Source organism: Rhodopirellula bahusiensis, assembly GCF_002727185.1.
GTDB lineage: Bacteria > Planctomycetota > Planctomycetia > Pirellulales > Pirellulaceae > Rhodopirellula > Rhodopirellula bahusiensis.
The window spans coordinates 27,715-41,420 of record NZ_NIZW01000019.1; the positions used below are offsets into that span (position 1 = coordinate 27,715).

10 protein-coding genes and 1 other RNA gene are annotated in these 13,706 nt (G+C 56.4%); 4 read left to right on the forward strand and 7 right to left on the reverse strand.

The window, feature by feature from the left end; all coding sequences use genetic code 11:
* The first annotated feature begins 29 nt into the window (after nucleotides 1-29).
* Together mtaB and CEE69_RS21950 are read left to right on the forward strand one after the other, a co-directional pair.
* The gene (gene mtaB, locus CEE69_RS21945) at nucleotides 30-1,316 is read left to right on the forward strand and encodes a tRNA (N(6)-L-threonylcarbamoyladenosine(37)-C(2))-methylthiotransferase MtaB (RefSeq protein WP_099262768.1); all 1,287 of its coding nucleotides are present in this window, start codon (nucleotides 30-32) and stop codon (nucleotides 1,314-1,316) included.
* Entirely contained in the window at nucleotides 1,313-1,666 is a 354-nt protein-coding gene (locus tag CEE69_RS21950; RefSeq protein ID WP_099262769.1) for a nucleotide pyrophosphohydrolase, read from the forward strand. Before mtaB ends, CEE69_RS21950 begins: the two co-directional genes overlap by 4 nt.
* 171 nt (nucleotides 1,667-1,837) lie before the next feature.
* On the opposite strand, the gene CEE69_RS21955 is transcribed toward CEE69_RS21950, so the two are convergent.
* From CEE69_RS21955 to CEE69_RS21970, 4 genes are all read right to left on the reverse strand, one after another.
* A complete protein-coding gene (locus CEE69_RS21955) occupies nucleotides 1,838-2,878 on the reverse strand; it encodes a ThiF family adenylyltransferase (RefSeq protein WP_099262867.1) in 1,041 nt (346 codons plus the stop codon).
* A 24-nt stretch (nucleotides 2,879-2,902) separates the two neighbouring features.
* Nucleotides 2,903-3,308: RNase P RNA component class A (gene rnpB / locus CEE69_RS21960), an RNA gene on the reverse strand.
* Nucleotides 3,309-3,336: 28 nt separating this feature from the next.
* On the reverse strand, nucleotides 3,337-5,463 hold the full coding sequence (locus tag CEE69_RS21965) for a carboxy terminal-processing peptidase (RefSeq protein WP_099262770.1): 2,127 nt from the start codon (nucleotides 5,461-5,463) through the stop codon (nucleotides 3,337-3,339).
* A 250-nt stretch (nucleotides 5,464-5,713) separates the two neighbouring features.
* Nucleotides 5,714-6,232 (reverse strand): gamma-glutamylcyclotransferase family protein, encoded by a 519-nt coding sequence (locus CEE69_RS21970; RefSeq protein ID WP_099262771.1) that lies wholly within the window; start codon nucleotides 6,230-6,232, stop codon nucleotides 5,714-5,716.
* Between the two features lie 412 nt (nucleotides 6,233-6,644).
* Here CEE69_RS21970 and CEE69_RS21975 point away from each other — a divergent pair, with 412 nt between their 5' ends.
* Nucleotides 6,645-9,851: a PSD1 and planctomycete cytochrome C domain-containing protein gene (locus CEE69_RS21975; RefSeq protein WP_099262772.1), complete on the forward strand. Its 3,207-nt coding sequence runs from the start codon at nucleotides 6,645-6,647 to the stop codon at nucleotides 9,849-9,851.
* Nucleotides 9,848-11,335: a DUF1501 domain-containing protein gene (locus tag CEE69_RS21980; protein WP_099262773.1), complete on the forward strand. Its 1,488-nt coding sequence runs from the start codon at nucleotides 9,848-9,850 to the stop codon at nucleotides 11,333-11,335. The genes CEE69_RS21975 and CEE69_RS21980 overlap by 4 nt, the downstream gene beginning before the upstream one ends.
* 168 nt (nucleotides 11,336-11,503) lie before the next feature.
* On the opposite strand, the gene trxA is transcribed toward CEE69_RS21980, so the two are convergent.
* The 3 genes from trxA to CEE69_RS21995 form a co-directional block, all read right to left on the reverse strand.
* The gene (trxA, locus tag CEE69_RS21985) at nucleotides 11,504-11,830 is read right to left on the reverse strand and encodes a thioredoxin (protein ID WP_099262774.1); all 327 of its coding nucleotides are present in this window, start codon (nucleotides 11,828-11,830) and stop codon (nucleotides 11,504-11,506) included.
* Nucleotides 11,831-12,078: 248 nt separating this feature from the next.
* Complete coding sequence (locus tag CEE69_RS21990) at nucleotides 12,079-12,879, reverse strand: NUDIX hydrolase (RefSeq protein WP_199169919.1); 801 nt, start codon at nucleotides 12,877-12,879, stop codon at nucleotides 12,079-12,081.
* Nucleotides 12,880-12,889: 10 nt separating this feature from the next.
* Entirely contained in the window at nucleotides 12,890-13,669 is a 780-nt protein-coding gene (locus CEE69_RS21995; RefSeq protein WP_099262775.1) for a sugar phosphate isomerase/epimerase family protein, read from the reverse strand.
* Between the last annotated feature and the right edge of the window lie 37 nt (nucleotides 13,670-13,706).

The window sequence follows — 13,706 nt, forward strand, 5'->3', positions numbered from 1 at the left end:
GCCCGAGGCTGAACGAGCATTCTTTTCTGATGACGGCGAAACTTCGAACCCGCACGCTGGGCTGCAAAGTCAACCAGTACGAAACCGAACTGGTTCGGCAGGGCCTGCAAACAATCGGGTACGAAGACGCCAGCGATGGTGAATCGGCTGACCTGTGCATCGTCAACACGTGCACGGTCACCGAAACCGGTGACGCGAAAAGTCGGCAAGTCGTCCGACGTCTGAATCGCGAAAATCCTGATGCCCGGATCGTGGTGATGGGCTGTTACGCCACGCGAGCACCCGAAGAAGTCAGTGCGTTGCCGGGTGTCGTTGAAGTTCTGACCGACAAGCGAGAACTCGGCGATTTGATGGGCCGCTTTGGCGTCATCGATGTGCCGACGGGATTGTCCGGATTCGCAGGCCGCAAACGGGCCTATGTGAAAGTCCAAGACGGTTGCTTGCTTCGTTGTAGTTACTGCATCATCCCGATGGTGCGTCCCAAACTGCATTCGCGACCGAGCCAAGAGATCGTTGACGAGGTGACTCGTTTGGTCGATGCCGGACACCGCGAAGTCATCCTGACTGGCATTCACCTGGGCCACTACGGTGTCGACTGGAACCGCAACAAGCCTCGTGAAGAGTGGGTGCGGTTGGCTCATTTGGTCAAAGATCTGTGTCAGATCCCCGGCCAATTCCGAATTCGAATGAGCAGCATCGAGGCGACCGAAGTCACTCGGGAACTGATTGGCGTGATGGCCGAGTTCCCTGAGAAGGTCGTCCCGCACCTGCACCTGTGCTTGCAATCAGGAAGCGATTCGGTTCTGCGTCGTATGCGTCGACGCTGGGGCACGAAGATGTTTCTCGATCGCTGCCGTCTGCTTCGTGAATCATTGGACCGACCAGCGATCACGACCGACATCATCGCGGGTTTCCCCGGTGAGACCGAAGAGGAATTCGAGCAGACGTTGCGGACCTGCCGCGAAGCTGGTTTTTCAAAGATCCACGCGTTCCCGTATTCTGCTCGTCGAGGCACTCCGGCTGCCGAACGTGACGACCAACTCGACAAAGGGTTGATCTCCGAACGAGTCGATCGGTTGGGTGAGGTCGAAGCTGAGCTACGGCAACAGTACTACAAAACGTTGGTCGGTTCCAATTTGGAATTGCTGGTTGAAGAGGTGACACCTGACGGGCGATTGCAAGGTACGACGTGTCGCTACGCTCTTGGATCAATCGATCGTCCAACGCAAGTCGCCGAAGCGGACGCGCTTCGCGAAAATGACCTCGTCACAGCTCGAGTCGTTGGCATCCAAGGCGATCGATTGGAATTAGCGTGACTGAATCGCCCCGTCACGACGACGTCGCCACCGTCGATGAATTGAAAGCGATCGTGCATCAGTTTGTCGATGAACGGAATTGGCACGAGTTCCACCAGCCGAAGAATTTGGTGATGTCGTTGGCGATTGAAACCGCTGAGCTGATGGAGCATTTCCAGTGGCTCACGCCGGAAGAATCTGCTCGCGTGAAGGAAGACGAACAGAAGCTTCACGATGTCGGGGAAGAGGTCGCGGATTGCTTGGCATATCTGCTGGCGATCGCGAATAAGTTGGACATTGATTTGTCGACGACGCTTCGAGCCAAGATGATTCGCAACGCGGTCAAGTATCCGGTCCCGGACGACGCGTAGGCCAGGTTGTACCTGGCGATGGTTCTTCGCCGATGCACGTTGGTCTCACGAAAGCATTTCGATGACGCCTCGCTTTGTTCCAAAGCATCGGTGTGGGTGCCATGTGGGACATGGCCTACGAACGAGAACCAATTTTTGGCGAATCCGGCTACGGTTGGGGTGCCGATTGGTTCATGAGCCGATGTAGCGGTCGTAAATGGATCTGGCGTGAGGGATGTCTCGGACGCCACTGATCACTGCGCGGCCGTCACGGAACAGGGTCAGCGTTTGGTCGTCTGGCAATTGCAGTCGCGTGAAGAAACGAGTCGCTTGGACGGGGGCAACGCTCTGCCAACGCTCAGCGATCTTGCCCAAGTCGATGCGGCGACTTCCGCCAGGGATCTGCACCGCGTTGCGACCGCACAGCGTTTCGGCTTGAGACGCGCCCGCTTCGGCGGCATCGAGGAATTCTCGTTGGCCACCCGAGCAAGCCGGACATTGGTTCGACAGATGTTCGTCGATTCCGATCTCTCGAATTTGGTTCCGCCACAAGTCGATGGAGAGGACTCGCGGGTTGATGGCGGATGAATTGCCGGAGAGAAATTTTAGAGCTTCGGACGATTGCAAACTGGCGATCAAGTGAGTCGCTGGTCCGATCACTCCTGCGGTGTCGCAAGTTGCCACGTCGCTGGGGTCAGGAACTTCAGGGACAAGGCAACGGAAGCAAGGTGATACGCCGGTGAAGTAACGGACTTGTCCGTTCGCGCCAACGCAGCCGCCGTGAACCCAAGGCGTGTTCGTTGAGAGCGACCAATCGTTGAGCAGCAAACGCAGGGTGAAATTGTCGGCGGCGTCGATCACCAGGTCGACGTCACGTAGATGCTCGGCGATGTTGCCGGGATGAATGTCCGCGACGACTTCTTCGATCACCACGCTCGAGTTGATTTGACGCAGATGGCTCGCGGCGGCTTCGGCTTTGGCCAGAGCTTGCTTCGCGTCGGATTCGACATAGAGGCTTTGGCGTTGCAGGTTGCTCCATTCGATCAAGTCACGATCGATCAGGCGGAGGTAGCCGACGCCGGCGCGGACGAGCAATTCCGATGCGACCGAACCGAGGGCGCCGCAGCCGAGGATTGCGACGCGAGCCGATTGAATCTTGGCCTGGCCCGATTCACCGATGGGGGCGAATTGTGCTTGGCGGACATAGCGATCGTTCGGGTCGGAGATCGCCATGAAAATCGAAGCACAAAGAAAGCAAAAACGAGTGGGCTTGTAAGCCGGGTTCTGTGCCGATGCGAGGCATCGACGGTGACCATTTATCTGTGCACGACGATTGCTCGTCGCCTCCACTGCGACCTACCCGAGTGTCGATAACGAGACGGGCCGCCTCGATGATGCACCCTGTTTGGTCTAGCTCCGGATGGGGTTTACCAAGCCGATCAAGTCACCTTGATCGCTGGTGCGCTCTTACCGCACCGTTTCACCCTCACCACGCATGACACCGCAAGCGATGTCACCGTTCGGCGGTCTGCTCTCTGCTGCACTTTCCCTGGCCTCACGACCGGTCGACGTTATCGACCATCCTGCCCTTCGGAGCCCGGACTTTCCTCCAGCCGGAAACGCGGGAACCGCGAACCGTGCCAGCGATCACCCCGCCCACTCGTCTTGCATCGACCAGGATAGCATGCGGGCTATTTTGCAACAGCCAAGTTCTGCGATCGCAGTCCCATCACGTATTCATGGGCCACGTTCATGACCTCTTTGTTGTAATACGTGTCGCGGAAGATCTCGTCATTGTTGAGGACCTCATCGAGTTCCTCTTCTTCGGCTTCCGTTTGGGCTTTCCGTTCCGCACGACGACGAAGGAACTCTTCTTCGTTCAGCGAAATGCTCTTTTGATCTTTTTCGCGAACGTAGAGTTCAATCCGACGCATCAGCTCGCTGAATTCCTTGTCCTGCTGGACTCGGTTGGCCGAGTTGATCCGAAGTGAGTTGAGCAGGCTGTCCGGGGTCATCGCATACAGGCTGTGTTTTGCCAGCGGCACCTTGTCGAATTCGAGGGCGTACTCGAGGTCGCCTTCGGCAACGGGCAACTTGCTGGTCATGCTGGGCAGAACCAAGTCGGCTTCGACGCCTTTGAGCTGGGTGCTCTCGCCGTCGGGCAGATAGAACTGTTGCAACGTGACTTTCAGTGCCCCGTAGTTTGCGTTGTTGGTGCGGAACAGGCTTTGACCGATGTCCATCAGCGTTTGAACGGTGCCCTTGCCGTGCGTGGCGGGGTCACCGACGACGATGCCGCGGTGGTAGTCTTTGATCGCACCGGCAAAAATCTCGCTGGCACTTGCACTCAGTTTGCTGGTCACGACAACCAATGGGCCGTCCCAAACCGTGCCGCTTTGATCGTCCGCGTATTGTTGGACCGATCCGTCCGAGTTCTTGACCTGAACGACGGGGCCACGGTCGATGAACAATCCGGTCAGGCTGATCGCTTCGGTCAAGCTGCCGCCACCGTTGCGAGTCAGGTCAAGGACCACGCCGCCAACGTTTTGCTCACGGAAGTCATTCAGGATTCGCTCCACGTCGCGGGTGCTGCTGCGGAAGTCGGTTTCGTTGCGACGTGCTGCTTCCATGTCCATGTAGAAGCTGGGCAGGTTGATGTAACCCAACTTGACCTTGCCTTGACCTGGCAATTCGTGATCAATGATTTCACCGCGAGCGGCGGAGTCTTCGAGCTCGATGCGGGCACGAACGATCTTGAAGATCTCTTCGTTGCCGGTTCCACCTGGACGAACGGCCAAGCGAACGAGGCTTCCGGCGCGACCACGGATCAGCTTCACAACTTCTTTGAGAGGCATTTCGACGATGTCGACCATGGGGCCGTCCGCGTCTTGGCCAACGGCGACGATCACATCATCAGGTTTTAGTTTGCCGTGTGAATCCGCTGCTCCGCCAGGGATGACTTGACGAACAACCGTTGTGCCATCTTTTTCACCCAAGGAGGCACCGATGCCGTCCAGGTTCAGACGCATGCTGATCGCAAAGTCTTCCAGCGTTGCTGGTGACATGTAAGTTGAGTGCGGGTCGTATCCGTTGGTCACCGACGAAAGGAACAGTTCCAGCAAATCATCGGAGCTGGTTTGTTTCCAACGGCGAGCGTAACGAGCGTAACGGCGACGCAATTGGTCTTTCGCGTCAGCCATGATCTCGTCTTTGCTCAGCTCCGGTTCATCCGATTCTGAGTCGTCTGATTTTTCGTTTCGCAAGTCGAGCAAAGCCAACTTGATCTGACGACGCCAGCGGTCGCGAGCTTCATCGGCATCGCGAGCGAACTGAGTGGCATCGCGATCGACGATGATTTGTTCGTCACGGGTGAAATCGAACTCTCCGTCGAGCAATTCCATCACCACGGCAACGCGTTCATCCACACGCTGAGTGAACCGTCCATAGATGTAGTAAGCCAAGCTGAGGTCGCCCAAGCGGACTTGGTCGTCCACGACTTCGGAGTAGCGTTTGAATTCGTCGACGTCGCTCTGCAAAAAGTACAGCTTCATCGGGTCGAAGGATTCGAGAAACAAATCCAAAGCCCGACGACTGATCTCGTCGTTGAGGTCCTTACCCGAGACGTGGTTGCTGGGCATCAGTTTGGCGATCAGCTTCGCGATCACTTTGTCCTGAGGCGTGGGCTGGGGCGGAGCATTTTGTTCCGGTGCGGCCCGCTCGACGACTTGTTCCTGCGCGGAGGCAGGTTGCTGAAGCAGTGTGGAACCAATGCACCCCACCGCGAGGAACGCGACGGGAAGGGTTTGACGAAACGACATAGATCACGATCGGGTAAAAGGAGAAACCGACAGAGTTAGGAGGAATGCGTGCCTACCAAAATAGGGCATTCAGGCAGCCTGCGCGCGTCCGTCCGGTTGGATGTTAGGAGTGTGGGGAAAAAACGGCAACCTTGATTTTCCGATGTCTTTCGGGGGTCGAGATCCGCTTGTGGCGGTCGAAACGACGTTCGGAACCCGTTTCGGTGCTGCCGATTTTACCTTGTTACTTCGGTTGAACCCCGCCGGAGGTTCAATGGTCTGCTGATGACCGCCATTTTTCTGCTGGCCAGACGACAAATTTCCCGTACTCAGTTTCTCTCTCGGTCAACCGCTCGAACCCATCGAGCAGTGGATCGGTGGCGTAGTGATAGGTGGACACGGTCCATTTCTGCGGGAAACCTTCCTGAATCGGAGCCCTGATTGAGGAGGGAACAGCCAGCTTGGCCTGCAACTCAATTCGGTCGTAAAGGTTCCTTTGGCCTGGTTGATTGGTCACCTCGATTTCGTCGAGGGCCGCTGTCACGCGAGCAGCATCCTGCCTGGCGAAGAACCAGCACTCTCCGCCCACACGTTGATTTCCGGGGCGCATGGCCGGGTAGTCCTTGCGTCCGAACAAGGTGCCCTGAACCCAAGCCGGGTGAACGCCCAGCGGGGTGACCGGCCAACAATGTTGACGGCACTGACCTTGGCACAATGTTCCATAGACAAAGTAAACAGCCATCTCGTCGGGATTCTCCGGGATCGTGCCGGCATAGGAAATCAGGGTCATTTTATTCGAGCTCGTAACAGCGAACTGGGGCGTGGGAACAGGGCATCGCCCCACGTAGGCGAGTCTCTCTGAGGCTCGTAATTCTCAGCGTCTTGGCGAGGCGCTGCTACGTGGCTCCACCAAATTCATTGTGCTGGTGTGGTGAAAGGCAGACGCGGAATGGGATGCATTTTCGCCAAAATTCTTGCCCTGAAAAGGAAAGGAATCGTTTTCACGTGTCGGTTTCATCGCTGATACAATGAGCGATCCCCTTCCGTTGCTGTCCAAGCACCCTCCCCTGCCCACCTGCGATGGCGATTTGATCGCCGACGAGACTTCGTTTGCCGGAGAATCCTCGCCCGTTTGCTTGTCTGCAGTCGGTTGGGTGAGATCACAGCGAGCGGATCTTGAATGGTCTCGCCGAACAAATTGAATGAAGCCAATGGCTAACGAATCGTATCCTCTTCGAAGCGGTTGCCCTCGAACTTTTCTGTCAGTCTTGTTGGCGGGGATGGTCTGGGGCTTGGGAGCCGTCGACCAGGCGAATGCCGCGGAAGAGGTTTCGTTCAATCAAGATATTCGCAGCGTCTTGTCCGACAAGTGCTTTCTTTGCCACGGACCTGACGAATCGACTCGTGAAGCCGGGCTGCGTCTGGATGTTCGGGCCGAGGCGATTGATAGCGGTGCGATCGATCCAGGCGACGTGGATGCCAGCGAATTGATGGCACGTATTACCAGCGACGACCCCGATTTGGTGATGCCACCACCCAGCACCGGCAAGACTATCACCGACCAGGAACAACTGGCGATTCAGCAATGGATCGAACAAGGAGCCGCGTACGAAGAACATTGGGCGTACGTCCCGCCACGTATCCCTGAGATCCCTCGCGTTTCAGGTTCTCAGTGGTGCCGCAACGAGATCGATCGATTCGTGTTGTCTCGATTGGAATCGGCAGGTGGATCGCCCAACGAAGCCGCCGACCCAGCGACCTTGATGCGGCGTTTACACTTGGATCTGACGGGACTGCCTCCAAGCCTCGAAACATTGGATGAGCTCGCGAACTCGGGCGATCCTGATTCAGTGGTGAAGCAACGCATCGAGGAAATGCTCGATTCGGTTTCCTTCGGCGAACGTTGGGCTCGTTGGTGGCTGGACGCGGCTCGCTACGCTGATTCGGCGGGCTATGAAAAGGACATGCAACGTAACGTCTGGTTCTATCGCGACTGGGTGATCGATGCGATGCACCGGGACATGCCGTACAACCAATTCGTCATCGAACAGATCGCAGGTGACTTGTTGCCCGGTGCGACGCAGAGCCAACGCGTTGCGACCGGGTTCCTGCGGAACTCGATGACCAATGAAGAAGGTGGTGCTGACCCCGAGCAGTTCCGCGTCGAAGGCATGTTTGACCGGATGGATGCGATTGGCAAATCAGTGCTGGGCATCACCACGCAGTGTGCGCAATGTCACACGCACAAATACGATCCGATCAGTCACCACGAATACTACGAAATGTTCGCGGCGCTGAATGATTTTCACGAAGCTTGCATCACGGTTTACACTCCCGAACAAGCCGAGCAACGGGATGAGGTGATGGCGTCCATCGCATCCGCGAAAGAGACGTTTCGAAGCGAACACGTGGATTGGCGGGAGCAGCTTTCGCAGTGGGCTCGCACACGTGTGGGCAATGAAATTGACTGGAGAGCGTTGCATCCAACGACCGTTCCTTTCGAAGGCCAAAAGTTCAATGTCTTGGACGACGGTTCCATCGTCAGCGAGAGTTATGCACCAACCAAAGCCAGTAACGACTTCACGCTGACCACGCACGTGGGCACGATCACCGCGGTTCGGCTCGACGCATTGACGCATCCCCAGTTGCCTCGCGGTGGCCCCGGACGCAGCATCGATGGCACGGGAGCCTTGTCCGAGTTCAAAGTCAAAATCAAACCGCTTTCGAAAGATGAAAACGGCGAACCCAAGCCGGACGTGTGGGTGAGATTCAACCGAGTCTTCAGCGATGCCAATCCGCAACGCCGCAAGCTGAAGCCGCAGTACCGCAATCGCGATGCAAACAAGGACGAGCGAGTAGTCGGGCCGCCCGAGTATGCGATCGATGGTGACGAAGCGACGGCTTGGACGACGGACATCGGGCCCGGACGCAGCAACCAATCTCGACACATTGTGTTTGTGCCTGAGGCCCCTGTCGTGATCGACGACGATTCCGAAGTGACCTTCACGTTGGTGCAGAAGCACGGAGGTTGGAACAGTGACGACAACCAGAATTTCTTGATTGGACGCTACCGAGTCAGCATCACTGACGCGGCTGAGTTGCCGGCCGCCGCGATTCCAACCGAAGCAGAATCTATCTTGGCGATGAACCCAGATGACTGGACGAATTCGCAAGCCGAATCGGCATTCACCGCTTGGCATCGTTCCATCGCTTGGGGTGATTCAGCGAGCAAGGACGATGAACAGTCGGCGGTTGAGAAGAGTTTGCTATCGCTCGATTCAAAAATTGAAACGTTGTGGCAACAGTTCCCGGAAACAACAACGCAGCTTGTCGCACAGGCCACCCAGCGGCCTCGCGAAACGTTTGTGTTTGCTCGCGGCGATTTTTTGAACCCGACGGATTCGGTCCAACCCAACGCTCCCGATTTTTTGCATGAGATGCCTAGCTATGACGCACCGGACCGCTTGCGATTCGCGAAATGGTTGGTGTCGAAAGATTCACCAACCACTGCCCGGGTGATCGTCAACCGAATTTGGCAGGCCTACTTCGGACGCGGTTTGGTTTCAACACCGGAAGACTTCGGCTTCCAATCGTCCGCGCCTAGCCATCCGGAGTTGCTCGATTACTTGGCAACCGAGCTGATGCAGAACGGCTGGCAGCTCAAACACATTCATCGCTTGATCGTCGAGTCGGCGACCTACCGACAGTCTTCGATTGCTCCCGCGGAAGCATGGCGAGACGATCCGAACAACGAACTGCTCGCACGAGGCCCACGGCACCGCGTGGAAGCTGAAATGGTTCGTGATCTGGCTTTGTCCGTCAGTGGTTTGTTGGATACGTCCGTGGGTGGACCAAGTATCTACCCACCAGCTCCGGAATTCCTGTTTCAACCACCGACCAGCTACGGCCCCAAGATTTGGAACACTTCCACGGGAGCCGACCAATACCGACGCAGCCTGTATGTGCATCAGTACCGCAGCATTCCGTACCCGCCGTTGCAGGTGTTTGATGCACCCAAAGGTGATGCCGCTTGCGTGCGGCGAGAGCAGAGCAACACGCCCCTGCAATCGTTGGTGCTGATGAATGAACCACAATTCGTCGATGCCGCGAGAGCCTTTGCGGCACGGATTCTTCGCGAGGCGCCAGGCGATGACACGCAACGAATTCGGTTTGCTTTCCGGATGTGCACCAGTCGCGTCCCGGATGCGGAAGAGGTTGCGGTTCTGAAAAGGATGCTTCAGCAGCAACGCGAGCACATCGCCGAAGGCAAGTTGAATTTGCAAGAGTTGCTCGGCGTTTCGGAACAATCGTGTCGACAATTGACCGGCTTCGAAGCGGAAGATTTGGCGGCGTGGATGACTGTCAGTCGCACCATTTTGAACTTGGACGAAACGATCACCAAATCATGAAGTCATTCAACATGCCACTGATGCACTCGACTCGTCCTGGAACCGCCGACCCATCGCATTTCGCGAAAGGTTTGGATTTGATGCGTCGTCGATGGTTCTTGCAGCAATGCGGGCTCGGTCTGGGACACATCGCACTAACGTCATTGATGGCCGAAGCCGGTGACTTGGACGCTGGCGGTTCACAGCGTTCCGATGTGGATCCCATGGCTCCGAAGGCTCCGCACTTCCCCGCGAAAATCAAGAATGTGATTTTGTTGTTTATGGGTGGCGGACCCAGCCAATTTGAGATGTTCGACTACAAACCGGAGTTGGAACGACTCGACGGAACGTTGCCACCGCCGGAGTTGTTGGACGGCTATCGTGCCGCGTTCATCAATCCGAACTCCAAGCTACTCGGACCAAAGTTCAAGTTTGACAAGAGAGGCTCGGCGGGAACGCACGTCAGTGAATTGCTGCCACACACCGCCGGCGTGCTCGATGACATTTGTTTGATTCGATCGATGAAGACGGACGCGTTCAATCACGCGCCTGCTCAATTGATGATGAGCACGGGATCGCAACAGTTCGGCCGGCCCAGCATGGGTTCTTGGACCACTTATGGGCTCGGCAGCGAGTCTCGCGATTTACCCGCTTACGTTGTTTTCAACAGTGGGAAGAAGGGACCGAGTGCCGGGGCCGGGAACTGGAATTCGGGTTTCTTGCCTTCGCTGCATTCGGGCGTTGAATTCCGAAGCAGTGGCGATCCGGTTCTGTATCTGTCCAACCCGCCCGGCATGAGTGATTGGTCGCAGCGCCAGTCGTTGCAAACCATCAACGAATTGAATCGGCGACGATTGGATGTGGTGGGCGATCCCGAGATTGCAACTCGTATCAACGGGTATGAGATGGCGTATCGAATGCAGTCGAGTGCTCCCGAGGCGATGGCACTTTCCGATGAGCCCGAACACATTCTGAATCTGTATGGCGCCGAACCCGGCAAGATGTCGTTTGCGAACAATTGCTTGTTGGCTCGCCGATTGGTCCAGCGTGGCGTTCGGTTCGTGCAACTGTTCCACGAATCATGGGACCAACACGGTGGCTTGACGGGAGGGCTGAAGCAGAATTGCGGCGACACCGATCAGGCATGTGCCGCTTTGGTGAAAGACCTGAAGCAACAGGGCATGCTGGATGAGACGTTGGTGGTTTGGGGCGGCGAGTTTGGCCGGACGCCAATGGTCCAAGGTGGCAACGATGGTCGGGATCACCATCCCAATTCGTTCAGCATGTGGATGGCCGGTGGCGGATTGAAATCGGGGTTGGCATACGGGCAGACCGACGAACTGGGGTTCGATGTCGCCGAGAACCCGGTGCACGTGCACGACCTTCACGCAACGATTCTGCATCTGTTGGGATTTGACCACAAACAGCTGACCTATCGCTTTCAAGGCCGTGACTATCGATTGACCGACGTACACGGTGAGTTGGTTCGCGACATCTTGGCGTGAAGCGGAACGTCTCGCGATTCGAGCCGCGTTGTTGTCGGCGATTGGTCGTCTCTGCTTTTTGAGCTAAATGGCAAACTCTCAGAGCCACCATCGCGCATCAAAAAACCTCGCGACCCAGATGGAACGCGAGGATGATTGAATGCTTCGAGCTGGTTTCGGTAACCGAATTCAGCTGGCCGAAGTCAGCGCGTCTTGCAGAGCGGCTTTGGGGCGAACGCCGACGAAGGTGTCTGCGATTTCGCCGTTCTTGAACAGCAACAAAGTTGGGATGCTGTTGATGCCGAACTTCTGTGCTGCACCTGGATTGTCGTCGATGTTGACTTTGCCAATCTTGACGCCAGGATTTTCCGAAGCCAGTTCGTCGATCATGGGTGCAATTTGACGGCAAGGACCACACCACGGAGCCCAGAAATCGACCAGCACGGGGCTGTCGCTTTGGAGGACTTCGGAATCGAAATTGTCGTCGTTAAATTCTTTGACTGCTTCTGAGGCCATGGCCAAGGTCCTTGAACGTAGCGGTGTTGTTGGAGGGGTGATTTTAGAACCCATTGGCAAACTGTCAATTTGCCTAGTGGGTGAATTGGAGTCTCTGGGGCGACACGCCGTTGACAGCGATTTCACTCGCAATTTACTGCAAGTCAGTCGTTTTGGCGGATGAGTCCGCCCCACACTTGAAATGACCGTTTGGTACAAGAACTCGCCAAAGGGAGCATGGCGGAACGCCCAAAACAGGTTTTCGCGAACTAAACGGGATGCAAAGCCTGCGCCAACTGTCCCAGAATGATCGCGGTGGCTCCCCAAACATGCACCGAACCGTGCTGAAATGCGGGCGCGGCAAACTTGAGGTGGCCAGCAACACGATCGGGACAAGTCGCCGAACGCAGCACTTTTGTTTGCTGAATCATGTCAAATTGACATCCTTTCTCAGCCTGCGACTGCCGGGAAGTCGCGGCTGGGGTTTGCCGCAGAACCGTTTGGATCGGGAAATCGATGACCTCGTCCACTTCGACAGGGTCGGGCTGCCAATTTTGATCCGGCGGATCAATCACGAACACGATGGGCGTGACCAGATTGTCACTGGCATAAACATATTGGCGAGGCAGATTGCCACAGCATCGGTGCACGCGGGCCGCACCGCCGAGCTCTTCTTCAAATTCACGCAAAGCGGCGTCCGGTGGCGTTTCACCTCGCTCAATCCGGCCACCAGGAAAGCAGATTTGACCGCCGTGATGCCGCAGCGTCGTGGGACGCCGCGTCAACGGAATTGTCCAGGATCCGTTGGAAGGATCTTGGAACAAACAAACCGCCACAGCTGCATGTCGCGAATGGCAGCGGTGAGGTCCACGGTGGCGACCATAGGCCAAGTGTGGAGCCATCTCGCACCCAAAATCTCGATTCAGCATCCAAGGCGGGAGCGTCTTGGAAGTCGATGGAGTGGAATCGCTCGGCAGCAGTTGCTGAGACAACTCATCCGCCAGTCGATCAATATCATTTGGCAGATCGCATGTTGATTGATTCGCCGGTGAGATTGGGTGCGAATTCACGACAAGTCGCTTAAATCAATGTTTCGAGCAAACGACGCAGCTTGCGAAGTTCGACGCGGTGATCGTGCTCGTCCATCGGTGTCATGTCGATGGTCAATGCTCGCGTGTATTTTTCGCGTTCCAACTGCGTGACCAGTTTGCCGTAGTCGACTTCGCCTTGGCCCACGCTGACTTGGAAGGCGTCTTTGCGTGTGTCGCGAAGATGAACGTTGTGCACGAACTTGAGGATCTGGTCAAAGCCTTTGCCGCCAGCCATCGTCTTGCCGGCGGAAGCGTTTTCGTGAGCTGCCACCAACGGAACGCTGGGGTCGAGCGTCACGCCAAGTCCATCGACATTGTTGCAAAGCACCAGCAGCGTGTCGGGGTCTTCGCTGAGGCATCCCAACATCGACCGAACGTTGACTCGAACGCCTTCGCCTTCCGCGATCTTCACCAGACGACGCAGGTGTTCGACTTCCTCGTTGAAGGGCGTGCCTTTTTCGCTGGATGGGACCGCGATGTTCACGACCTTGGTCGCTTTCGCAATCCGGCAAATGCCTTCGAAATCGGTGTAATGCTGTTCGCCGGTCGATTCCAGTTCGACGCTGTAACCACTGATTTCCAAGCGGTGAGTGTGCCGTAGCAATTGAATGCCGCGGTCTTCATCGCTCAACACATCACTGGGACGGCAGTGGGCGGATGACTCATGAATCGCGATCTCAATCGCAGTGAAATCCAAATCCTGAAGCAGTTCGATCGAGGCCTGCAATTCAAGGTCTGGCCAGCATCGGGTCGAAGCAGCAACAAACACGCGGGAATCCTTTCAACAAAAAATCAATGAATCAGTG